At 42.9% G+C, this 24,873-nt stretch carries 19 protein-coding genes; 14 read left to right on the plus strand and 5 right to left on the minus strand.

Annotated features, from left to right (window positions below; all coding sequences use genetic code 11):
• The first annotated feature begins 80 nt into the window (after positions 1-80).
• The 3 genes from larB (at position 81) to argH (ending at position 2,672) form a co-directional block, all read left to right on the plus strand.
• Positions 81-869, plus strand: coding sequence for a nickel pincer cofactor biosynthesis protein LarB (gene larB, locus V7K60_RS24910; protein ID WP_334929296.1), 789 nt, complete (start codon positions 81-83; stop codon positions 867-869).
• A gap of 106 nt (positions 870-975) precedes the next feature.
• Complete coding sequence (locus V7K60_RS24915) at positions 976-1,182, plus strand: hypothetical protein (RefSeq protein WP_292780927.1); 207 nt, start codon at positions 976-978, stop codon at positions 1,180-1,182.
• 104 nt (positions 1,183-1,286) lie between these two features.
• Complete coding sequence (gene argH / locus V7K60_RS24920) at positions 1,287-2,672, plus strand: argininosuccinate lyase (RefSeq protein ID WP_334929298.1); 1,386 nt, start codon at positions 1,287-1,289, stop codon at positions 2,670-2,672.
• Positions 2,673-2,852: 180 nt separating this feature from the next.
• Here argH and V7K60_RS24925 read toward each other — a convergent pair whose 3' ends face one another.
• On the minus strand, positions 2,853-3,017 hold the full coding sequence (locus V7K60_RS24925; RefSeq protein ID WP_167407613.1) for a hypothetical protein: 165 nt from the start codon (positions 3,015-3,017) through the stop codon (positions 2,853-2,855).
• A 733-nt stretch (positions 3,018-3,750) separates the two neighbouring features.
• Here V7K60_RS24925 and V7K60_RS24930 point away from each other — a divergent pair.
• The gene (locus V7K60_RS24930) at positions 3,751-4,245 is read left to right on the plus strand and encodes an NUDIX hydrolase (protein WP_322669806.1); all 495 of its coding nucleotides are present in this window, start codon (positions 3,751-3,753) and stop codon (positions 4,243-4,245) included.
• 98 nt (positions 4,246-4,343) lie between these two features.
• The gene (locus V7K60_RS24935; protein ID WP_334929301.1) at positions 4,344-5,156 is read left to right on the plus strand and encodes an alpha/beta fold hydrolase; all 813 of its coding nucleotides are present in this window, start codon (positions 4,344-4,346) and stop codon (positions 5,154-5,156) included.
• Between the two features lie 21 nt (positions 5,157-5,177).
• On the opposite strand, the gene V7K60_RS24940 is transcribed toward V7K60_RS24935, so the two are convergent.
• Together V7K60_RS24940 and V7K60_RS24945 are read right to left on the minus strand one after the other, a co-directional pair.
• Entirely contained in the window at positions 5,178-5,351 is a 174-nt protein-coding gene (locus V7K60_RS24940) for a hypothetical protein (protein WP_334929303.1), read from the minus strand.
• An 82-nt stretch (positions 5,352-5,433) separates the two neighbouring features.
• The gene (locus V7K60_RS24945) at positions 5,434-6,279 is read right to left on the minus strand and encodes a pantothenate kinase (protein WP_334929305.1); all 846 of its coding nucleotides are present in this window, start codon (positions 6,277-6,279) and stop codon (positions 5,434-5,436) included.
• Between the two features lie 110 nt (positions 6,280-6,389).
• Between V7K60_RS24945 and V7K60_RS24950 the strand changes: the two genes are divergently transcribed.
• The 5 genes from V7K60_RS24950 to V7K60_RS24970 all read left to right on the plus strand — a co-directional run bounded on the left by V7K60_RS24950 (position 6,390) and on the right by V7K60_RS24970 (position 10,769).
• Positions 6,390-8,114 (plus strand): diflavin flavoprotein, encoded by a 1,725-nt coding sequence (locus V7K60_RS24950; protein WP_334929307.1) that lies wholly within the window; start codon positions 6,390-6,392, stop codon positions 8,112-8,114.
• A 163-nt stretch (positions 8,115-8,277) separates the two neighbouring features.
• Positions 8,278-9,990, plus strand: coding sequence for a diflavin flavoprotein (locus V7K60_RS24955; protein WP_334929309.1), 1,713 nt, complete (start codon positions 8,278-8,280; stop codon positions 9,988-9,990).
• A 137-nt stretch (positions 9,991-10,127) separates the two neighbouring features.
• Positions 10,128-10,355 (plus strand): hypothetical protein, encoded by a 228-nt coding sequence (locus tag V7K60_RS24960; protein WP_334929311.1) that lies wholly within the window; start codon positions 10,128-10,130, stop codon positions 10,353-10,355.
• Positions 10,355-10,639, plus strand: a complete 285-nt coding sequence (locus V7K60_RS24965; RefSeq protein WP_334929313.1) for a PIN domain-containing protein — start codon at positions 10,355-10,357, stop codon at positions 10,637-10,639. Before V7K60_RS24960 ends, V7K60_RS24965 begins: the two co-directional genes overlap by 1 nt.
• Positions 10,632-10,769 (plus strand): hypothetical protein, encoded by a 138-nt coding sequence (locus V7K60_RS24970; protein WP_334929315.1) that lies wholly within the window; start codon positions 10,632-10,634, stop codon positions 10,767-10,769. The genes V7K60_RS24965 and V7K60_RS24970 overlap by 8 nt, the downstream gene beginning before the upstream one ends.
• Before the next feature lie 86 nt (positions 10,770-10,855).
• Here the strand turns inward: V7K60_RS24970 and ribBA are convergent, their stop codons facing one another.
• Positions 10,856-12,529 carry a bifunctional 3,4-dihydroxy-2-butanone-4-phosphate synthase/GTP cyclohydrolase II gene (ribBA, locus tag V7K60_RS24975; RefSeq protein WP_334929317.1) on the minus strand — a complete coding sequence of 558 codons (1,674 nt, stop codon included), beginning with the start codon at positions 12,527-12,529 and terminating at the stop codon, positions 10,856-10,858.
• Positions 12,530-12,846: 317 nt separating this feature from the next.
• Between ribBA and argC the strand changes: the two genes are divergently transcribed.
• A complete protein-coding gene (argC, locus tag V7K60_RS24980; RefSeq protein ID WP_334929319.1) occupies positions 12,847-13,905 on the plus strand; it encodes an N-acetyl-gamma-glutamyl-phosphate reductase in 1,059 nt (352 codons plus the stop codon).
• A 45-nt stretch (positions 13,906-13,950) separates the two neighbouring features.
• Here argC and eno read toward each other — a convergent pair whose 3' ends face one another.
• Positions 13,951-15,240: a phosphopyruvate hydratase gene (eno, locus tag V7K60_RS24985; protein ID WP_334929320.1), complete on the minus strand. Its 1,290-nt coding sequence runs from the start codon at positions 15,238-15,240 to the stop codon at positions 13,951-13,953.
• Between the two features lie 269 nt (positions 15,241-15,509).
• Here eno and gloA point away from each other — a divergent pair, with 269 nt between their 5' ends.
• The 3 genes from gloA to hpsA all read left to right on the plus strand — a co-directional run bounded on the left by gloA (position 15,510) and on the right by hpsA (position 24,832).
• Complete coding sequence (gene gloA, locus V7K60_RS24990; RefSeq protein ID WP_334929322.1) at positions 15,510-15,944, plus strand: lactoylglutathione lyase; 435 nt, start codon at positions 15,510-15,512, stop codon at positions 15,942-15,944.
• Positions 15,945-16,543: 599 nt separating this feature from the next.
• On the plus strand, positions 16,544-19,186 hold the full coding sequence (clpB, locus tag V7K60_RS24995; protein WP_334929324.1) for an ATP-dependent chaperone ClpB: 2,643 nt from the start codon (positions 16,544-16,546) through the stop codon (positions 19,184-19,186).
• Positions 19,187-19,978: 792 nt separating this feature from the next.
• Positions 19,979-24,832 carry a hormogonium polysaccharide biosynthesis protein HpsA gene (gene hpsA / locus V7K60_RS25000; RefSeq protein ID WP_334929326.1) on the plus strand — a complete coding sequence of 1,618 codons (4,854 nt, stop codon included), beginning with the start codon at positions 19,979-19,981 and terminating at the stop codon, positions 24,830-24,832.
• Positions 24,833-24,873: the final 41 nt, after the last annotated feature.

A 24,873-nucleotide genomic window follows, 5' to 3' on the forward strand; every position in this document is an offset into this window, starting at 1 on the left:
GGGCATCGGGCATTGGGCATGGATTACACCTCATCTCCCTTATCTCCCTTATCTGCTTCATCCCTCTCATCATCCTTATCATGACCGATGAAAAAACTTTGCGATCGCTCCTAGAAGCGGTTGCCAATGGTAAAGTTACCCCAGATACGGCATTAGACTCACTCAAAGATTTAGCTTATGAATCTGTAGGTGAATTTGCCAAAATTGACCACCATCGCCAGCTAAGAACTGGTTTTCCAGAGGTGATTTGGGGGCCTGGTAAAACGCCCGAACAAATTGCTCAAATTATGGAAGTGATGCGCCTCCGCAACCCGGTGGTAATGGCAACTCGCATTGAATCAGCAGTTTATGCCGCACTGCAATCAAAAGTTAGCGGTTTGCGATATTACGAATCAGCGCGAATTTGTGCGATCGCTCCCCCTACCATCGAACCACAATTCCAGGGTGAAATTGGCATTCTTTCTGCTGGTACCGCCGATTTACCCGTTGCTGAAGAAGCTGCTGTCACTGCTGAACTTTCTGGTTTTCGCGTCCAGCGCCTTTGGGATGTTGGTGTTGCTGGGATTCATCGTTTGCTAAGTAACCGCCACCTGATTGAGTCAGCATCGGTATTAATTGTTGTGGCGGGGATGGAAGGCGCTTTACCCAGCGTTGTCGCAGGTTTAGCGAGTTGTCCTGTAATTGCTGTACCCACCAGCATTGGTTATGGCGCAAGTTTTAGTGGTTTAGCACCACTATTGACAATGCTTAACTCTTGTGCTGCGGGAGTAGGCGTAGTAAATATCGATAATGGTTTTGGTGCAGCAGTTTTAGCGGGGCAAATTTTGCGGACTGCCGAGAAATTGCGGTTGGCATCGGCTGCATCTTGAGTTAAGACATTGAAGTTATATCCAATATTTCAGTAAATATCAGTAATTAATGTAAATAATAAACTGATGCTGAAATTTGCCACCCCTAACTTCTTAATCACCAAAGATGAGCAATTACAGCGATTTGACATCTCAGTTACTTTGGCATTTGCCTGTAAATTGGACAGCCTTAGCACAAACAATCACCGATCCAAACGTTATGGGTCAGATGCAAAAAGCTTGGAGCCACTTTATACAAACAGGTCAAGTGTGGGCATTGTTGATTGGTTTAGTCATTGGCTATATGATTCGGAATCTAACTAGCTACGGTTAAATTTAAAAGTTAGGAGTTGAAAGTCAGGAGTGAGAAGTTAGGAGTCAAAACCTCATAACTCCTCACTCTTAACTCTTAACTCTCGCCCATTCTTTTCATAATTTATGACCAAAAAAGAAACTTGGAGCCAGCGGTTTGAATCAGCGTTGCATCCAGCGATCGCTCGTTTTAATGCCAGTATAAGTTTTGATATTGAATTAATCGAATATGACCTTACTGGTTCTCAAGCTCATGCCAAAATGCTTGCTCACACGGGCATCATCTCCCCAGAAGAAGGAGAGCAACTGGTTGCCGGTTTAGAACAAATTCGCCAAGAGTACCGCCAGGGGAAATTTCAGCCCGGTGTCGATGCTGAAGATGTACATTTTGCAGTTGAACGCCGACTGACAGAAATTGTTGGCGATGTGGGTAAAAAGGTGCATACAGCGCGATCGCGTAATGACCAAGTTGGCACCGACACCAGACTCTACCTCCGCGACCAAATCCAACAAATCAAAAGTGAATTGCGAGAATTTCAAGGTGTTTTATTGGATATAGCCGAAAAGCACGTTGAAACTCTGATTCCTGGTTATACCCACCTCCAACGCGCCCAACCCGTGAGTTTAGCTCATCACCTCTTGGCATACTTTCAAATGGTGCAACGTGACTGGGAACGCTTAGGAGATGTTTCTCGCCGCGTGAATATCTCACCTTTGGGATGTGGTGCTTTAGCGGGCACAACTTTCGCTATCGATCGCCATTACACAGCCAAACTCTTGAATTTTGATGATATTTATGCTAATAGCCTTGATGGAGTGAGCGATCGCGATTTTGCGATCGAATTCTTGTGTGCTGCTAGCTTGATTATGGTTCACCTCAGCCGCCTTGCAGAAGAAGTCATTCTTTGGTCATCTGAAGAATTTCGCTTCGTCACCCTCAAAGATAGCTGTGCTACTGGTTCAAGTATCATGCCCCAAAAGAAAAATCCTGATGTCCCAGAATTGGTGCGGGGGAAAACAGGACGTGTATTCGGTCATCTCCAGGCGATGTTAGTCATCATGAAGGGGCTACCCCTGGCATATAACAAAGACTTACAAGAAGATAAAGAAGGTCTATTTGATAGCGTTAACACAGTCAAAGCCTCACTAGAAGCGATGACGATTTTGCTCAGGGAAGGCTTAGAATTTCGTACCCAGCGGTTAGCATCAGCTGTGGCAGAAGATTTTTCTAATGCTACCGATGTAGCAGATTATCTGGCAGCACGGGGCGTTCCTTTTCGGGAAGCTTACAACCTTGTGGGTAAGGTGGTAAAAACTAGTATTGCCGCAGGTAAACTCCTAAAAGATTTGAAATTGGAAGAGTGGCAACAACTACACCCGGCATTTGCAGCAGATATTTATGAGGCGATATCCCCCCGTCAAGTTGTTGCTGCCCGCAACAGTTACGGAGGTACTGGCTTTGTACAGGTAAGCAAAGCACTCATAGCCGCCCGTGCTCAAATTGCTCAATAGAGAGATTGAGGAGTGGAGAGTGTGGGGATAACGGATACAAATTGAATAAATCTCTCCCTTGTCTTTTCTCAATGCCCAATGCCCAATCCCCAATCCCCAATCCCCAAAAATAAATAAGGGCGTACAAATGTGCGCCCTAAAAACTAAATAAACCAAATAACAAGGAATTAGGCAGACAACTTATTCAGTGTCAGCTGCTGCTGCGCCTTCTTCTTCCTCACTCTTTGGTGGTCTTTGTTGGAACCTTCTCTGCATTCTTCCTGTCGTAGTCCGTTTACGAAACTTTCTGGCATACGCCTGGTTACGTAGCGCCTTTTCTTTTTTCGGGTTACGGCGCTTGGCCATGTTCACCTCTATTAATAAACAACAAAAAACTAGCAACTAGGCATCACGTAGGCAATATGAGCTACCAATGTTATTGATATACTTTTAGCCTAGTGCAGCAATAAATATGCTTTAAACAGTGTACTAGTCTATCGCATTATACCTAACTTTGTCAATAAAATTATGACTGATCCCCGCCAGTAAGATGAAAAATATCTTTTCTGAGATTCCAATCTGTCAAATGATTGTAAATTAGCTCATTAGTTGTTGCTCTTGAAACAAACCAATATTATCAAGAAATAATTCAGGAGTCGGTCATCAAAACTCAGGAGGCATAGGTAAGTTTAAGCATAGAGTCTAATTTTTGATTTAGTGGTCTTTAATTAATTGTAAGTTTTAAACTCTACTTAACTACCTCTTATAAATTCAGAATTCAGAATTTGGGATTTTGACTTATTATTCATCTTATTTTTTTTAATGTGTTATAAAAATCTATTAGTAACAGCTAGTTTCAGCAGCACTAATGCTAGCTAGAAACTGAAAATTTACCTGGTTCAAGAAATATTATGTATATATAAATACAGTGCTTCTCATGAAACTTGATGTTAGAATTGATAATATTCTACGTAAATCGTGAGAATAAAATCTCAATCCACAAACACTTTTGTATAAAACAAAACTCAACAAAAATTTTATTAGTTGAGCCGATGTAAGTGGTAGGGAACTATAGAATACAACACATAAATTTTGAAGATTGAACGTTATTGCTTTTTTTCCGGCAGCTGTAGAGTCCACACGTAGCTTATGGCGTATTGGACAAACAGTATTGGGTATTATATTTCGTCATCCCATTACTGGCACTAGTATCATCCCAATTTTACCCGATGGTCGGATTGTACTGATCCGGCGGCGTGACAATGGTCTTTGGTCATTGCCTGGAGGGATTGTAGATTGGGGAGAAGATATTCCCAATACAGTCCGCCGGGAATTGATGGAGGAAACCGGGCTAGAATTGGTGAAAATTAACCGTTTAGTAGGAGTTTACTCTGCACCAGACCGAGATCCCAGAATCCATTCAATTTGTATTGTGGTTGAAGCCGAGGTGCATGGGACAATGGAGATTCAAGACACTTTAGAAGTCATGGAAATCCAAGCTTTCTCTCCCAGTTTACTACCTTCAGGAAAGATGTCTCACGACCATACTCGGCAGTTGCAAGACTACTTGAATGGCTTGACAACACTGGCATAACAATATTTTTTTCATTAGTCATTAGTTATTTGTCAGATACTAATGACTAATGACTAATGACTATTTATTATGGTGCTAAAAGTTAACTACTAAATAAAATGGATACACTATTCCGTAACTCCCGGAGAAAGCTCTCTCAAGGGCTATTATTCTGGCGTGAAGTCGGTGAAAAAACTCCTATAATTTTTTTACATGGTGCTTGGAATGAGAGCAGTCAATGGTTATCTGTGATGGAATCCCTTGCACAAGATTTTCATTGTTTTGCACCTGATTTGTTAGGGTTTGGTGAATCAGAAAATCCTAATATCCACCATTCGATAGATTTACAAGTTGAATGTATAGCTGAATTTTTGCAAGCTGTGAAGCTAGAAAAAGTATATTTAGTGGGGCATTCTCTTGGGGGTTGGATTGCTGCTAGCTATGCTTTAAAGTATCCAGAGAAAGTTGATGGTGTGGTACTGCTAGCACCAGAGGGCGTAGAGATAGCAGGACAAGAAGAGTATTGCCAGAAGATGCGGCGATTATTGAATTATCCACCACTAATAGTTAAATTTTTGCGATCGCTAACTCCCTTCACTAAAATCCTGGGTTGGCATGAAAAAATTGCACAAGACTTGCAGTTGCGTCAATCGCTATTGCCGTATCCCATAGGTTGCCAGTTACTCTTCAAAAGGCGACAAGTAGAAATTGAGGCGGAATTACTGCAAAAGCAGCTTTATATGATAGATGTCCCAGCTTTTATTTTACAAGGTGGGCAAGATACACCAGATGCTTTAGCTAAGAGTCGGGTTTATGCTCAACTGATGCCGAAAGTTGAGTTGAAAATGATTGCTCATGCCGGAAATGACTTACCACAATCTTGTGCTGGGGTTGTAGCGGTTGACATTCGGGAGTTTATTCAAGGTATTTAAAAAAATAATAATTTCAACAAGTTAAACTAGCTCATTCAGGGTTTGTTGCCAATCCACTACACATATTCCTTTGCCCAATGGCAACGATTGTCCCTCAATCAAGGCATCGACTCTTGCCCTAACTGCTAGTAATTCGGCTGAAGAAAGGGCATCCAATTGCTGCATAATGACATCTAGCTGTGAAGTTTTGGGCATGGTTGATTTAGGGGGAAACTTCTCTTTTAATTCTATGCTATCTGGGTTTTAGATTGTCTCTTTGCCGTAAAAATTTGGATTCCTATTCTTTATGCTCCATTACTATTTCCCGCATTCCCCAAAATATCAAATTTGGTTCCACAATCAAATGTGCTGCAATTTCAGGATACAAGGCTTGCAGATAATTTAGTAATAAAGTGTGATCGCCCCCTTTAATTGCAATCTTCCCATCAGGAAATAAATGCCACCATGCTTCAATAAAATATTTAATTCCAGCTATTAAAGTGTAAATTACCCCGCTTTGAATTGCTTCTGTCGTATTGAGAGCAAAACGTGGTAGAGACGGAAAATTTTGTATTTCCACTAATGGCAATTGTCCTGTTTGTTGAGCGAGAGTTGCAAATTGCAAACCTAATCCCGGCAAAATTGCACCTCCAACTAGACACTCATTAGCATCTGCAGCCGTAAAAGTTAGCGCTGTCCCAGCATCAATCACTAACATTGGAAAACCCCAAGTTTTCGCCGCACCCCACAAAGCTAAAGCGCGGTCAATTCCTAATGTAGGATACACACCTATTAGTGGTATTTGGTCTAAGCTAATAACGCAAGTATTTGGGTAAGTTTGCCAAATAGCAGTTTGGCTGGGAACTACAGAGGCGAGGATAAGAGGGCAGGGGGGCAGAGAGACAAAAGCACAAATGGGTGAAGTATTTGTGAGAAAATTACTTTGTTGATGGGTTGGAGAAATTGCCAGTAAGAAATCATCTAGGGTTTGACATTCAGCTAGGTGTTGTATGACAGACTCAGAAAGATAGTCGGTATCCCAAGCTGAGTAAAGCGTCTCGCCTACAAAGAATGCCCAATGCAGTCGAGAATTACCAATTTCCAAGGCTAACCAAATTTCCTCTCTGTGCCTTTGTAGTTTCACACTTTTAACTTTTTTAAGTCAGTTGTAGGTTTTTTAATAAAAATTAACATTCAAGCCGTGTAACAATAAGCCTAGAGGAATAAATACTCAATTTGTCAAGGAGGGGAGTTATGGTAGCGCTCACCGAAAAAACTGAAAAACGGCTCACCATAGAGACTGTAGAGATTGCTCAAGAGACGACGGCTATTCGCTCTTTGGATTGGGATCGCGATCGCTTCGATATTGAGTTTGGTCTGCAAAACGGTACTACTTATAACTCGTTTCTCATCCGTGGGGAGCAGACTGCGTTAGTTGATACCTCCCATGAAAAGTTTCGTCAACTATACTTCGATACGCTCACCGGACTAATTAATCCAACAGAGATTGATTATTTGATTATCAGCCACACCGAGCCAGACCATAGCGGTTTAGTTAAAGATTTGCTGCAAATGGCTCCAGAAATTACTGTTGTCGGTTCTAAAGTGGCGATTCAGTTTCTTGAGGATTTGGTACATCAGCCATTCAAACGGCGGATTGTGAAAAATGGCGATCGCTTAGATTTGGGGAATGGTCATGAATTTGAATTTGTAATTGCTCCAAATTTACATTGGCCAGATACCATTTTCAGCTTCGACCACAAAACCAAAACTCTCTACACCTGCGATGCTTTTGGGCTGCACTATTGCTCAGATAGCACCTTTGATGAAGACTTAGCGGCGATTGAAGAAGACTTTCATTATTACTACGATTGCTTGATGGGGCCAAATGCCCGGTCAGTTTTGTCTGCGCTGAAGCGGATGGCGGAACTGAAAACCATCGGTATGATTGCCACAGGACACGGGCCATTATTATCTCACAATGTTGAGGAATTAGTTGGACGTTATCGCACTTGGAGCCAAAGCCAAACCAAAGCAGAAACGGCAGTTGGAATATTTTACGTTTCCGAATACGGATATAGCGATCGCCTAGCTCAAGCAATTGCCAACGGTATCGGTAAAACTGGTGTCGGCGTGGAAATTGTCGATTTGGGATCTGAAGTCGATTTACAAGAACTGCGGGAATTAGTTAGCCGTTGTGCTGGGCTAATCGTTGGTCTATCTCCGGCTTCGGGCGCTGCTAGCATCCAAGCTGCACTCAGCACAGTTTTAGGATCTGCCAAAGAAAAGCAAGCTATCGGCGTATTTGAAACCGGCGGTGGTGATGATGAGCCAATAGATCCTTTGGTGAGTAAATTCCGCAATTTGGGTTTGACAACAGTTTTTCCAGCGATTCGGATTAAACAAACACCCACGGAAAACACTTACAAGTTGTGTGAAGAAGCGGGTACAGACTTAGCTCAATGGGTAACACGCGATCGCAGCATCAAAGCGATGAAATCCCTTGGTGCTGATTTAGATAAAGCACTAGGTAGAATCAGTGGTGGGTTATATATTATTACTGCCAAAAAAGGCGATGTTTCCAGTGCCATGCTAGCCTCCTGGGTTGCTCAAGCCAGCTTTAAACCATTGGGATTCTCCATTGCAGTCGCTAAAGATCGGGCAATAGAATCACTCATGCAAGTAGGCGATCGCTTTGTTCTCAATATCTTAGAAGAAGGCAATTTCCAACCATTAATGAAACACTTTTTGAAACGGTTCGCCCCTGGTGCAGATCGCTTTGAAGGTGTGAGAACTCAGCCAGCCGAAAATGGTGCGCCCATCCTCAACGATGCCCTCGCCTATATGGAGTGTGAAGTCATCAGTAGAATGGATTGCGGTGACCACTGGGCAGTATACAGCACAGTCTACGCCGGACGGGTTTCTAAGCCAGAAAGTTTGACTGCTGTGCATCATCGTAAAGTTGGTAATCACTACTAAAAAGTTAGGAGTTAGGAGTTAGAAGTTAGAAGTTAAAAATTAGGAGTTGTAGAGACGAGTTTAATAAAAATATCGTCTGCACAACGGAAGTTAAAATATTTAGATTAACGACTTTCTTCAACTCATAATTCATAACTCATAACTCATAACTCTTCTTTCAGCCATGTCAAAAAATAAACCCCGTGACGTTCAAGTTTATCCAATAGCTACAGATACAAGAATACTGCGATCGCGCAGTTGGTCAAGGCTCAGATTTGAAATTGAATATGCTCTTGCCAAGGGTACAACTGCTAATTCTTATTTAATCGAAAGTGAGAAAACTGCCATAATCGATCCTCCAGGGGAAACGTTTACGCAAATTTATTTAGAAGCTTTACAGCAACGTTTCCATCTTGAAGATTTAGATTATGTAATTTTGGGACACGTAAATCCTAACCGCGCTGCAACTTTAAAAGCTTTGTTAGAAATTGCTCCGCAAATCACCTTTGTGTGTTCTAATCCAGGGGCGATAAATTTACGTGCAGCGCTGGAAAATCCAGACTTGCAAATTCTTGTCATGCGGGGCGAAGAAACTCTAGATTTGGGTAACGGGCATAATTTACAATTTATTCCCACCCCCAATCCCCGCTATGCAGATCAACTTTGCACCTACGATCCGCAAACAGAAGTTCTGTACACAGATAAGTTATTTGGGGCGCACGTTTGTGGAGATCAGGTATTTGATGAAGGTTGGGAAGTATATAACGAAGATCGGCGCTATTATTTTGATTGTTTGATGGCTCCCCACGCCCGTCAAGTTGAAACAGCGCTGGATAAACTAGCTGATTTTCCAGTGAGAATGTATGCCACTGGACACGGACCTTTGGTACGCTATGGCTTAATCGAATTGACCAAGGCTTATCGAGAATGGAGTCAACAGCAAACATCTGCTGACTTGACAGTAGCGTTAATTTATGCATCAGCTTATGGAAATACAGCCACATTAGCCCAAGCGATCGCTCGTGGCATCACCAAAGCTGGTGTCGCTGTAGAATCGATTAACTGCGAATTTACTGAACCAGAAGAAATCCGCGCAGCTGTGGAAAAAGCCGGTGGTTTCATCATGGGTTCTCCAACTCTCGGTGGTCATGCACCCACACCTGTACAAACAGCATTAGGAATTGTGCTATCCACTGCTACTAACAATAAACTCGCTGGTGCTTTTGGTTCCTTTGGCTGGAGTGGGGAAGCGGTTGATTTAATTGAGAGTAAATTAAAAGATGCTGGCTATCGGTTTGGTTTTGATACGATCCGCGTAAAATTCAAACCTGACGATGCTACCCTGCAATTATGTGAAGAAGCCGGAACCGACTTTGCCCAAGCACTGAAGAAAGCGAGAAAAGTGCGATCGCCAAGTCAACCTGCAACAAATGTAGAACAAGCAGTTGGTCGGATTGTAGGTTCTCTTTGCGTTCTCACAGCCAAGGAAGGCGATCGCTCCAGTGCCATGTTAGCTTCTTGGGTATCTCAAGCCAGCTTTAGTCCACCTGGTTTAACCATCGCCGTCGCCAAAGACCGCGCAGTAGAAACACTGACGCATACAGGAAACAAATTTGTCCTCAATATTCTTAAAGAGGGGAATCACTTGGGATTGATGAAGCACTTCCTTAAACCTTTTGGGCCAGGACAAGACCGATTTGCTGATGTCGCTGCCAAAGAAACGGAAAGCGGTTCTCCCATACTTACCGATGCTCTAGCATATCTCGAATGTTCCGTACAAAACCGGATGGAATCTGGCGACCACTGGCTAGTTTATGCGACTGTCGAGAATGGCAAATTGTTGGATAATGATGGCGTGACAGCTGTGCATCATCGCAAGTCGGCAACTCATTATTAATTAGTCATCACCAATTTTCGACCCCACCCTATTTTTTCTAGTACAATTGTTTCCCTTCTCGCTTTTGGGGAGAGGTGTTTTGATTTTAGGTAATCTGGGAAAAGACTGACAATTTTGAAATTGACTTTGTAAATGCTATGACCTTACGTGAACTTGAAGATCAAGTGCTGAGATTATCTGCCGAGGATCGTTGGCAGTTAATCAATACATTGATGCGATCGCTCCAACCAAAACTTCAGCCAACGTTAAAGCCAAAGGGTTTAGCTGCAAGTTTAATCGGTATTGCCAAGACTAATACCCAGCCATTTACAGATGAAGAAGTAAAAACCATGCTAGATGAGCGGTTGGTGCAAAAGTATCTGTAATGCGAGTTTTATTTGATACGAATGTTCTGCTGGATGCTTTGCTAGCGCGTGAACCTTTTGTGGCGGATGCTGCTTTTTTGCTAGAGACAGTTGAATCGGGGCAAGTTGAAGGATTTATGTCGGCAACAACGGTTACGGATATACATTATTTAGTTAGACGCCAGACCAAAAGTGCTGAAGTTGCGATTGCCGCAGCGACTCAATTGTTAGCACTGATGGAAATTTGTGCAGTGGATCGCAATGTCCTAGAACAGGCGATCGCATTGAGGTTGACTGATGAGTGAAGATGCGGTGCAAGTAGCGTCTGCGATGAAGTTGGGGTTGGAAGCGATCATTACTCGTGATGTAGATGGATTCACAGGTTCGCCGATTCCAGTACTATTACCGAAAGAGATGAGAAATCGGTTGATGTAGCAGAATGCCTGAAAAGTTCGGGGGAAGGTAAAACTTAGGCACAATAAATCTCCAACCCCCTTAAAAAGTTTTCTCTTAATTCGTGGCTACTTACCAAAGCTGTAAATTTGCTGCGTCTCCAAGCGATCGCTAATCGATGAAGGCAATGTACCATGTGCGAATGTCTGCCGATCTAGTTGGACTTGTAAATTACTCAAAGGATCGCAACCAGAAGAAATCAGAAATTCTAGTTTCTGGATGTATGGCAAAGTTGCGAGGTTGTCCAGAATTTGGAAGATAGCTTGTATATAAGGATGACCACTCTGCTGATACCAATCACAGCTAGCAACTTTTGCCTGATCGAAACCCAAGTGTACTGTTAAAGATGGCTCATCAAATATAGCGATCGCCAAGGGACGCGCTTCTTCCTGCAACAATAGATCGTTAGTTTTCGCTAAATGTCGCAGTTTCTCTAAGCGTTCATAACGTTCCGTCACAGCTTCCGGGTCATCTTGCCAGTGGATTGCTACTGTTACCAGATAAGTCTGTAACAGCATATGACCCAGCTTTTTCGCCTTTGTCGCTAGATAATAGGAATTGTAGTCGTTTGCCTCAATCAACAATGGCACGCGATCGACTACTTCTAACCCATAACCCTTGACACCAGCAATCTTGCGGGGATTATTGGTAATCAAACGAATTTTTTTGATACCCAAGTCCATGAGCATTTGTGCCCCCATACCGTAGTCTCGCAAGTCAGCAGGAAATCCCAAACGCTCATTAGCTTCCACTGTATCTAGTCCCATATCCTGCAACGAGTAGGCTTTCAGCTTGTTAATCAAGCCGATTCCCCGCCCTTCTTGACGCAAGTATACAACTACACCTTGACCAGCTGACTCAATCATTTTCAGTGCAGCTACAAGCTGCATCCGACAGTCGCAGCGCAAAGAACCTAAAGCGTCACCAGTTAAGCATTCTGAGTGCATTCGCACCATCACTGGCTCATCTTTGAAGTTAGCTGGATCGCCCTTGACAATTGCAACGTGTTCTGTATTATCTAGGGTATGACGATAGGCGTAAATTTCAAACTGACCGAATTGACTAGGCAGCTTGGTAATAACCTCACGATACACTAAGCGATCGTGCTGTAGGCGATAGCTGATTAAATCCGCAATACTAATAATTTTTAAATTGTGACGTTTAGCGTATTCAACCAACTGCTGCAACCGCGCCATTGAACCATCGGAGTTTTGAATTTCACAAATTACCCCCGCCGGGTATAGCCCTGCTAGTCTAGCTAAGTCCACAGCCGCTTCCGTATGTCCTGCGCGTTTGAGTACGCCTCCAACCTTAGCCCGAATGGGAAAAATATGACCAGGACGACGTAAATCGGTAGGTTTTGTGGCCGGGTTGAGAGTAACCTGGATAGTTCGGGCGCGGTCTTCTGCTGAGATGCCTGTGGTGACACCTAATTCTGGCCCGGCATCAATACTGACAGTGAAGGCAGTTTGGTTAGTATCTGTAATGTTGCTTACCATCAAGGGTAAGTCTAGCTCGTCTAGGCGATCGCCTGTCATTGCCAAACAAATTAGTCCTCTTGCTTCCACCGCCATGAAATTAATCGTGTCGGGTGTGGCAAATTGGGCAGCACAAATTAAGTCGCCTTCATTTTCTCTATTTTCATCATCTACCACTACAATGACGCGACCAGCTTTTAGGTCTGCTAAAGCGGCATCAATCGAATCAAATTTAAAAGCTTGGGTAGGATTAGGCTGTGACACAGAAAGATTTCCAGCTATAAACGTAAATTTTTTTAACAATTTCTTCTTTTAGATTGTAGCTCCTTTATAAGGCAGAGAAGTAGACTAGCAATGATTTGATAACCGAGCAAAAATTTTTGTCATAAAAAGTGGGGATAAAGTGCAGCGACAGAAAAGGATGAAGGGGATGAAGAAGAATAATAATCGTTTATTTGCTCCCCCATCTTCTCAGAACAAAGTAGAGGGGTTTAAGACCTTTTGTGCGCTGTGCGTCTGGTCGCTGATATTGTTGATAGCTGAGAACGAATTAACCATTCATGGGATAAGGATTTCAGATCATGGGCAAATTTAGACGCGTACCCGTTGGGATTGTTGGCGCGTCGGGCTATGGTGGAGTGCAGTTAGTACGACTACTGATGGATCACCCAGAAGTCGAAATAGTTTATTTAGGAGGTGAAAGTAGTATCGGGAAATCTTTTGGGGATCTCTACCCGCATCTGGCTCATGCAACTAACCTGCTAATAGAAGCAGTAGAACCAGAAATAATTGCTCACCGTTGTGAAGTAGTTTTCTTGTCTTTACCAAATGGTCTGGCTTGCCAAATCGCGCCCAAATTGTTGGAAAAAGGATGTAAAGTACTAGATTTGAGTGCAGACTATCGGTTCAGTGATTTGACAACTTATACAAATTGGTATGGTATAGAGAGAAGCGATCGCACAATTGCAGCTACAGCAGTTTATGGATTACCAGAACTGTATCGCGATCGCATTGCCGAAGCTCAACTTATTGGCTGTCCTGGTTCCTATCCTACTGCCAGTCTCCTTGCACTTTCGCCACTCTTAAAGCAAGGCTTAATCAGGCCAGAAACAGCTATTATCGATGCCAAGTCTGGCACATCTAGCAGTGGACGGCAGGCTCAAACCAACTTATTACTAGCTGAAGCAGACAACTCCATAGCAGCTTTTAATGTTGGTCGTCACCGTCATACCCCAGAAATTGAGCAAATTTGCAGTGACTTAGCCGGTCACGAACTCATGATCCAATTTACACCGCACCTTATCCCAATGGTACGCGGTATTTTGGCAACAGTATATGCCACAATGAGCGACCCAGGTCTAGTGCGAGATGATTTAATTACAATTTTCTCGGCTTTCTACCGCAACTCTCCTTGGGTAAGAGTCTGCGGTAGCGGCGTTTACCCCCAAACCAAGTGGGCTAACGGCAGCAATCTTTGTTACATCGGTGTAGAAGTTGACCCACGCACAGGTCGCGTAATTGTCATGTCAGCAATTGACAATCTAATCAAAGGACAGGCGGGCCAAGCTATTCAGTGTCTAAACCTGATGATGGGCTGGGATGAAACCTTGGGGTTGCCCAAGTTGGGGTTTTATCCGTGATGAGTGGGAAGTGGGGAATGGGGAAATACCCTACTTCCCTACTCTCTACTTCGGCCCTAACCCCACAGCACCAGCATAAACGGCGCGATCGCCTAGTTGATCTTCAATTCGCAGCAAGCGATTATATTTTGCTACTCGTTCGCTACGACACAGAGAACCTGTTTTGATTTGACCGGCACGGGTTGCTACAGCTAAATCAGCGATCGTTGTATCTTCAGTTTCACCAGAACGATGGCTAATTACTGAACGGATACTGTTGCGAGTTGCCAAATCAATCGTTTCCAAGGTTTCGGTGAGTGAACCAATTTGATTGAGTTTAATCAAAATGGCATTAGCGGCTTTTTCCTGGATGCCTCTTTGCAAGCGAGTAGCGTTAGTCACAAACAAGTCATCTCCTACCAACTGCACCTGAGAACCTAACTTCTGAGTGAGCAATTGCCAACTTTGCCAATCTTCTTCGTGTAAGCCATCCTCAATTGACACAATTGGGTATTGGTCAACTAGTTGTCCTAAATAATCAATAAATTCAGCCGATGCGTGAGGTTTACCATCGTAAACATACTGACCATTCTTGTAAAACTCGCTAGCCGCCACATCTAACGCCAAAGCTACTTGTTCCCCTGGTTTGTAACCAGCTTTCTTAATGGCAGCAACTAGCAATTCCAAAGCCACCTGATTAGATTCTAGGTTAGGGGCAAAGCCACCTTCATCACCGACACCAGTAAGCAAACCCTTTTCATCTAACACTTGACTGAGGGTAGCAAACACCTCTGCACCCCAGCGCAATGCTTCCCGGAAGGAAGTTGCGCCAATTGGGACAATCATAAACTCTTGAAAATCCACGTTATTTGAGGCGTGTGCGCCACCGTTAATCACGTTCATCAACGGCACTGGGAGTAAATTCGCTAAAGGTCCGCCCAAATAGCGATATAGAGGAATTTCTAGAGACTCAGCACCAGCTTTAGCAGCTGCTAAAGAAACCCCCAAAATCGCATTAGCCCCCAAATTGGATTTGTTAGCAGAACCATCTATCGCAATCATTGTCTGGTCTAGCAGTTCTTGATTAAGGGCATCCAAGCCTAACAATTTTGGTGCAAGTGCTTCTCTGACGTTTTGTACTGCCTTGAGTACGCCTTTGCCCCCATAACGGCTTTTATCACCATCACGCAGTTCGTGAGCTTCAAAAGTGCCAGTAGAGGCACCACTGGGAACTTGTGCCAGTCCGACAACGCCGTTAGCTAAATGCACTTCGGCTTCAATTGTCGGTCTACCGCGTGAATCAAGAATTTCACGGGCTGCGATCGCCTCAATGGCAGTATCTAGAAATTTACTCATCTGTACTTTATCCTTTATTCGAGTGTGTTACGCATCCAGTCCAGTTGCCTAACCCAATCGTTAGCATAGGCGGTTAAGAGACTTTCTCGGCTGAGATTAAAGAAGATTTCCATTATCGGGATAGTGAGCAATGCCAAGAATGGGTAATTGTTTATCCTGTCCTTTCGGCTTTTAATTCTTTCTGTGACGGCATTTTTACCTTAAGACTTTGAGCTAGGTAAAATGTTTGCAGAGAATAACACTAAATCAATCACAGATAAAAGGTCAATATGCGATTACTACACACAATGCTGCGGGTGGGCAACCTTGAAGAATCCTTAAAGTTCTACTGTGAAGTTCTAGGAATGAAACTGCTGCGCCGGAAAGATTTTCCAGGGGGAGAATTTACCCTGGCTTTTGTTGGCTATGGCGATGAAAGCGACAACTCGGTGATCGAACTAACCTACAATTGGGGTGTGGAAAAGTACGAATTAGGAAATGCTTACGGTCACATTGCCCTTGGCGTTGATGATATTTACGCTACGTGTGAAGAAATTCGCAATCAGGGCGGTAAACTCGTGCGCGAACCAGGGACGATGAAACATGGTTCGACAGTAATTGCCTTTGTGGAAGATCCAGATGGGTATAAAATTGAACTGATTCAACTGGGAACCCAAGGATTGGGAGTTAAACAAGAATCACAAGAGCAACTTGTGAGTCAGTAATTTTTATCAGGGATTTCCAAAAAATTAATTATCCGGTAGGGTGGAATGTCATTTATTTAAGCTGGATTCAGATCCTCGACTTCTTCAATAAGCCGAGAATCTGGGCAGCAACTTGTGCTTAAGAGCCATAGGAAAATCCACACAGATGTCTTAAAAAGTTGAGCTGGAGAGAGATTTATTCTTCCTGCACACTGTCGTCTCGTGTCAGTAAACCCAGACGCGCAAGACTTTTCCCCTTTTAGGCGGGTTAAGGGATCTCCTCTACGTAAATCCTATTAGTTTTACTCCAATACTGTCCTTGATGAGCAACATTAATAGCGAAGTCGAATAGTCCGTCGTAAACATCGCTCCAATAACACCATCGGGGAAAGTCTGCTCATAACAGTGTTTTCGTTTTAAATTAGGAAATAGGTAATGGATTAAATTATCATCAATTGCCAATCCCAAATTGCCACCGGAGATACACGCGGATATACGCTGAGAATGTTTGGATAATTATCTGGGTATTAAGGAGTAGGGTTACAACCACTCCCAACTCCCAACTCCCTTTAATAATCCCCAATCCTTAAACTAAAAATCCAAATTCCAAAATTCTAAAGATGCAACCTACAGATCCAAATAAATTTACTGATAAAGCCTGGGAAGCAATTGTTAAATCTCAGGATATAGTCCGTGCTTATCAACAACAGCAACTAGATGTTGAACATTTAATTATTGCCCTGTTAGAAGAACCCACTAGTCTAGCAATACGTATCCTGGCTCGATCTGAGGTCGATCCAATCCGCTTGCAGCAGCAACTAGAAGCCTTTACCCAACGCCAGCCGAAAGTTGGTAAAAGCGATCAGCTTTACCTTAGCCGTAATTTAGATATTTTACTAGACCGAGCCGAGGAAGCTAGAGCCAGGATGAAAGACTCCTACATTTCCGTGGAACACATACTTTTGGCCTTTGCTGAAGACGATCGCATTGGACGAAAGATACTCAAAGGCTTTAGCGCAGATGCACCTAAACTCGAAGCTACTATCAAAACTATTCGCGGTAGCCAAAAGGTGACAGATCAAACCCCAGAATCCCGCTATGACGCCTTACTAAAATTTGGTAGAGATTTGACAGAACAGGCAAAAGCTGGAAAACTCGACCCGGTAATTGGGCGGGATGATGAAATTCGGCGGGTAATTCAAGTATTGTCTCGTCGTAGTAAAAATAACCCCGTACTGATTGGTGAACCTGGAGTAGGTAAAACAGCGATCGCAGAAGCATTAGCACAACGGATGGTAAACGGTGATGTTCCTGAATCTCTGAAAAACCGCAAGTTGATCTCGTTAGATATCGGCAGTTTAATTGCTGGAGCAAAATTACGAGGTGAATTTGAAGAACGTCTAAAAGCGGTTCTCAAGGAAGTTACTGAATCTAACGGTGACATTGTTTTGTTTATTGACGAACTACATACCGTAGTCGGTACAGGTTCTAGCCAACAAGGGGCTATGGATGCGGGAAATTTGCTCAAACCAATGCTGGCGCGGGGAGAACTACGTTGTATTGGCGCGACAACCCTCGACGAGTTCCGCAAACACATTGAGAAAGATGCCGCCCTAGAACGCCGCTTTCAGCAAGTATTTGTCGATCAGCCAAGTGTGGAAAATACTATTTCGATTCTGCGGGGATTGAAAGAACGCTATGAAGTGCATCACAACGTCAAAATTTCTGATTCGGCTTTGGTAGCAGCAGCAACCCTGTCAGCACGTTATATTAGCGATCGCTTCTTACCAGATAAAGCTATTGACTTAGTAGATGAAGCAGCAGCACAGTTGAAAATGGAGATTACCTCCAAACCAGCCGAATTGGAAACCATTGATCGCCGCCTCATGCAGTTAGAAATGGAAAAGCTGTCATTAGCTGGCGAAGAAAAGGGTACTCCCCAAACGAAAGAACGTTTAGAGCGCATTGAGCAAGAAATTGCCAATTTAACGGAAAAACAGCAAATATTTAATGAGCAATGGCAAGGTGAAAAGCAGATATTGGAGGCTATAAGCGCCTTAAAGAAAGAAGAAGATGCGCTGCGAGTGCAAATTGAACAGGCAGAACGCGCCTATGATCTAAATAAAGCTGCCCAATTGAAGTATGGCAAATTGGAGGGAGTGCAGCACGAGCGCGAAGCCAAAGAAGCGAACCTTTTAGAAATTCAAAACCAAGGTTCCACATTGCTGCGAGAACAAGTCACCGAAGCCGATATTGCCGAAATTGTCGCAAAGTGGACAGGAATCCCCGTCAATCGCTTGTTGGAATCGGAACGGCAAAAATTACTGCAATTAGAAAGTCATTTGCATCAACGAGTCATTGGGCAAGAAGAGGCTGTAGAAGCAGTAGCAGCCGCAATTCGCCGCGCCCGTGCAGGGATGAAAGATCCCTCTCGTCCTATTGGTTCATTTTTGTTCATGGGTCCTACAGGTGTGGGTAAAACCGAACTTGCCCGTGCTTTAGCTCAGTTTCTCTTTGATTCTGAAGATGCATTGGTGCGTTTGGATATGTCTGAGTATATGGAAAAACACTCAGTTTCTCGCTTAGTGGGTGCGCCTCCAGGATACATAGGATATGAAGAAGGCGGTCAACTTTCCGAGGCGATTCGTCGCCGTCCTTACTCAGTGGTGCTGTTGGATGAAGTGGAAAAGGCACACCCCGATGTGTTCAATATTTTATTGCAGGTGTTGGATGATGGGAGAGTTACTGACTCTCAAGGAAGGACGGTAGATTTTCGTAACACCGTCATTGTGATGACCAGTAACATTGGTAGCGAACATATCTTGGATGTATCTGGTGATGATTCCAAGTATGAAACGATGCGGAAGCGAGTAATGGAAAACTTGCGATCGCATTTCCGCCCCGAATTTCTCAACCGCGTCGATGACATTATTCTCTTCCATACACTAAATCGCACGGAAATGCGGCATATCATCCGCATTCAACTCAAACGGGTAGAAAATCTCCTCCGCGAGCAAAAAATCTTCTTTGAGATATCCCAATCAGCCTGCGATCACCTTGTTGAATCAGGCTATGACCCAGTTTACGGTGCCCGCCCACTGAAACGGGCAATTCAGCGAGAAGTAGAAAACCCCCTCGCCACCAAGTTATTGGAGAATACTTTTATCTCTGGAGACACGATTATCATTGACAAAAATGAAAACGGTCTGTCTTTTAGCAAAAAAGTGCTGGTAAAGGTGTCAGTACCACAGATTGCTACATAGCACCTGAGTCTCCCCTTCACCCAAAAGGCTACGGTGTACACACAAGTCTGAAATAGCTGATTAACCAGGGTTTTACCGCACCCTAACCCTCCTCGTATGTATTGGGGAGGGGACAAGATTTCTTATTTCCCCCCTTTATAAGGGGGGATTAAGGGGGGTAATTTGACTTGTGTATACACCGTAGCACTTAATGTGACTGCGTGTTGCATCTCTGATGCCTAGTAGCTTCTGCCACAGGGTACTAATTTTTCGTACCTTGTGGCAGAAGCTTGCTTGCCTTTAAAGGTGGTAGTGCGATTTACGCCAAGGTGTACTAGTGAGTAATTAGTAATTAATCAAAGCAATGTGAACAACAAGATTCCCGACTTCTTAATTAAAGAAGTCGGGAATCTAAGCCGCACATCTGATTATTTTGCATCTCACTGATATCTTTTCTTTAACAGATGGGTATTATAAGCCTACTCTGGTGACAACATCTTCATAAATTTGCCTTCAAATAAAATACATTTACGCAAATATACTGTGAAGTAATGCTTTTATTCTTTATCAGACTTGAACTAAATAATTTTGAAAAAATCAGTGTTTACCGGATAAAAATAAAAATTAATAAATGATATAAATTTAATAAATTATTTTTTGTTATAGCTACTTTCCTTGGAAGTTAGTAAAGCCAAATGCAGTAGTTAGATAAAAATAGTTTCATAATCATACCTAGAAAGTACTTGATAGGCATGAAGAAAGAAGTTTAAAAAATAGAAAACCAGCTATAATCCACTTGACCAGGAAGCAGCTATGCCACGAAAACGTCAGCTATTCAAGATAATTAAAAAAACTTTCAGACAAATTAGTAAGCAGTTTTTATCTGCAATTAATAAGCAAATTATTTTGCTTTTGCAAACTATTTCTGGTACTCAAAGAAGACGCAGCTCGATTAATTCTGGCTTTGTGTTGCCAACAGTGGCGATGGTAGTTTTGGTAGTCGTACTGTTAACAACTGCAATTTTGTTTCGGTCTTTTGAGCGTTCTAAAAATGCTAGTAACGTCCGTGTGAATGAAGCGACAATACAAGCTGCCACCCCTGCGTTAGACAGAGCTAAAGCCAAAATAACTGCACTGTTTGCTGACCCGACTCTACCACGATCTGTACCATCAAATGTAACACTATACAATACCTTAATTAATAAACTTTCTATCTATACATTTGGTGATGAAACTCCTATAACCCTGGCTTATAACCTTAATAAAAGTACTTCAACTCCGATGATTGAAGCAGGTAGTAGTGTGGCTTTAGAAAATAAAGAAACCATACAAACAGCCTGGAAATTTCCTGCTGATACAGATAATAACGGTAAATTTGATAGCTTTATTCTCTATGGTCTCTACTTCCGCACTCCCCCCCAAACTGGTACAACCCAAACCAGAAGTAGAAGCCCATTAGATGCTAGAACTCCTCCTATGCTACCAACTAAGGCAGGTGGAGCTTGTGACGTAGCTGGTGATACTAGTGCCAGCTTAGTAGGTAGTTCGGGTTGGTATAAACTACCTACTGGCGAATTGAAAAAAAGCTTTTTCGTTTATGCAGTAACAGTTCCCATTAGTGATATTGCTCAAGCTACTTCTCTTAATACAACCAAATATGAGAAGTATCGAGGTAATAAGGGCTTTTCCGCATTAGAAATGCAACAAGATCGTAATCAAGTTCCTATTACTAATAATGCTGTTGTTTATGAAGATGACTTAGATATTACACCAGGGCCGAGATTCCGTCTCAATGGACGCATCTTTACCAACAGTAACTTATTTACTGCTAAAAGTAGTCAAGATATAACTCTATTTCAAGTCAGTAGTAGTGATTCATGTTACTACGAACGAGAAAATAGCAAGATAGTTGTTGGCGGTAATATTGCAACTAGTGGTCCAATTAGTACAAGTAATACAGGTGGAACATACGTAGATTTATTTGTAGAAAATGGTGCGCCTACTACAAATAAATCTTTAGCAGGTACTAATAAAACCACTTCAAATAACTCGAATGACATTGCTTATAACACTCAGGCTTATGATCAACGCATAGACTTATTAGTGAACGCACAATTAGCTAATACTGATCCTCAAGAAATCCAAACTAATATAAATATTCGGCTTCTAAGCGATCCAAGCTTGGATGCGACTAAAGTACGTAAGGAAGAATTGGGAAATTGGTTCCGTAAACGTACTAGGCGTGTACCATTTAAAGAAGTTCCTTATGGTACTTCTGGCATTCAAAAATCTACTGGTGTCGATTACACCACAGCAGATGCAGCAACTTTTATGAAAGGTTCTGTTAATACACTACGTCCAATGGATGCCTGGATTTATCCAACAGATGCTAATACAACACTAACACTAAATACAGCGCAACTACCTACTAGAGATCCAGACATTGTAGATAATACTCCCGTAACAGAAACAGAGTTAGGCGATCGCATCGTAGTAGGCAACAATCTGCCTCAACTTATATGGGACAGTACAAAAGGAGATTTTGTAGGAGAGGATACTCCCCAAGCCATCACTCCTGCGGTGAAGTGGACAAGTAGCACTACCAAAAATCGTACTCGTAGCACTCGGGTTAGACAGTTATCAGATTTAGGTGTAACAGGGCGTGATGGTTTTTGGGAAATTTCAGCAGCTTCACCGCGAACTAATATCCTTGATGTGGTCGGTGGATTGAGGGTGATTACAGGTGCTGGAATATATAAACCTACAGGTTCTGGACTACCTACTCGTCCAACAACAGTCCCTAACGATCCAAGTACGTCGGGTGTCAACGAAAATGCTGGCACAGTAGTCTGGCCTGATAGTATGCCTATGCTTGTACCCGATCCGACCGATCCTCTTAATGCGAGTAAACAAAAACGTGGTGATTTGGTAATGCGTGCCACGGCAGTGTATCACTACAATTTTGATTCCTACAATCCTCTAGCGGCTACAGCAGACGATTATCAGACACCTATGGCTTGTGTCAGTAGCTACTATAACCCTACCAATCAGGCAACAGCAACTACAAATACCTACAATCCCCTTGATTTGACAACAGTAGCAGCATCTAACAATGGGATTGTTTACGCTGCTCCCGCGACTACAGCCGCTGGTATAATTAGAGGACAGGCAGTAAATAGTAATGGTTTTTTTGCAGCTGCGACTAACGATGATGATGTTACTAACACTAGCGTAGCTTTGCTAGATCGCTTGAAACATCAAGCCAACTTAGTATTTCCTAATGGTCGCCTTGTCAATCCACTATTACGGCAAGCACTGGCCAAAGCAACAGATAGCAAACTCACTCTCTCTGAGCAATCAGCAATTGACTCTACCATCTGTGCAATCAAAATTGCTGATGGCAGTCTGAGTACAAGTATTACCTACGTTCCTGATGGCGCAATCAAAGAAACTGCATTTCTTGATGCCCGACAAATTAAAGCTATAGATAAAGGTGGTACATTAACTGGAAACTACAATCTGGAAGTCGAACAGCGTCAGCCTCTAGAAATTCGTGCCACTACCATAGATTTAAGTAAGCTTCGCACACAACCAATCGGCGCTGCATCGGATAAAGAATATCTATTGCCCAATAGCGGCATTATCTATGCCTCTCGTGATGATGCTCAAAAAGATCGCAGTGACTTAACTAGTGATAATGCCAGTGCCAGTGACTACAAGCTAGATCCAGAACGTCGACCCAACGCCATTATGTTGATTAATGGCAGTGACTTGAGTCGTCTGAATGATTACAGACCCGAAGAAAAAGGCTTGATTCTAGCAACTGAGCTACCAGCGTATGTTAAAGGCAATTTTAATCTGCATACTAAACAAGAATTTAAAGGTGCGGATCTTTTACCTGCTCCCAGTGATAGTACTTACGATACTAAATTTTATACTCGTGCTGCGGCAAATCGCGATCCTGACTTTGCTTGTCGGCCGAATGACTCTAGACTACCTAATTGCACAACAGGCGAAACCTGGCGACCAGCATCAGTAATTGCTGATGCTGTCACCTTGCTGTCTGGTAACTTCCGCGAAGGTTTCCGCAATGAGGGTGATTACGATTTGCGAAATAACCAAGGGAGCGATCCTAACCTCATACTCAGCCGACTAAAGGTAGGTTTTTGGAATAATAACTTTGTCACTTCATCTAATTTCTTCACTGCCTCTAATGATGATACTTACTACAAGGGTGGACCAGCAGATACTACAAATGACTTTAATAATACTACTCGTCTTGTTCCAAATCCAAACAACAGTTCTTACTTGAATAATTTTGTCACACCCATTCAACGCCGAGGAACTTTCCCAGAGTATGTAATGGAGATGTGCTTCAAAATACCAGTTTCGGAATGTGGAGTAACTGATTGGTATATTGGTTACGATGGCGATCAAACAATACAATCCTATAATCTTCCAACAAATACAGAGCGTAGCAAACTCTTAGCTGGTACTACCGCCCAATCGGCACAGTCTGGTTTTGAAAGATTTGCCCGCCGTGTTGCCTACAAACGAAATATTTTGGGTCAAATAGTTAATGCTTCTGGTGTTTTGATACCTTTTAATACCGCTACTCCGGTTGTACTGGGCATAAAAACAGCAGTGAGCGGAAAGAAGGTAGTAAACCAATTTAGTGACGGCACCATACCTGAAACAGCAAGTAATGCGCTATGGTTTGCAACTACAACAGATACTGATTACACTAAAGCACCAGGGTCAGGACTTGATAAGATAAAATACAACGCCACTAATCGTCTATTCTTCAGATACCACAAATCACCAGCTTCTAGTTTAAGGGATTTTCCTGGAACTACAACAGGATTTATTCCTACACCCATAGATGCGACATACCAGCCGTTATTAGAACCTGTATTGCAATTACAGGTAACAACCGCAGCACCTCAAGATCAAGGTTACGCCACTTTAGCAGGATCATCTAGTCTCGTTAAAAACACCAGATGGTTGTCTCAGGCAAGTGCAACCAATTTTAATCTAGTAGTTGCGGGTGGTGATACTCCTGCTCGTGTGGGTTCAAGTATCTACGAACTCAATGGGGGTTTGCATAACTTTGTGCGCTTCTTGGAAAACTGGAATGGGGTTGATGCCAATATCAACGGTTCATTCATCCAATTTAAGCGCAGTATCTTTGCTAGCGCACCATTCCAAGTTTTTGTTAGACCAGGGCCAACAACTTCTCCTGCAACCACTTCTGACCCGAATAATACTGACGCTGCTAGCCTTGCCAAGAATAACAGTATCTTTTTCAGAGTTCTGCATTCTGACAGACCTGGTTACACATCAGATAGTAGTTACGCTACTAATGCTAGTGGGGAAGTGCCTTATTATAACCCTCCTAACCGTAACTGGGGCTTTGATGTGGCGTTATTAGCGCAAAACCCCGACTTGTTTGCCCAGCGCTTTGTAACTCCAGCAACAGATCCTCCGAGTGAATACTTCAGAGAAGTAGGCCGCGATGACCTTTGGGTGAAAACTCTGTTGTGTGCTGTCCAAACTCAAGCAGCAGATGGATTTGATACTGCAAACACTACTTACTTCGGCAGCGGTTTCAAATTTGCACTACCAGCAACTGAACGTCCTACTAACTGCCAACTCCAACCATCCTAAAGTGTCTGAATGAGAGTTTTTACAGCACTTTTTAGGTGAAT

It is taken from the genome of Nostoc sp. (genome assembly GCF_036917555.1).
Lineage (GTDB): Bacteria > Cyanobacteriota > Cyanobacteriia > Cyanobacteriales > Nostocaceae > Nostoc.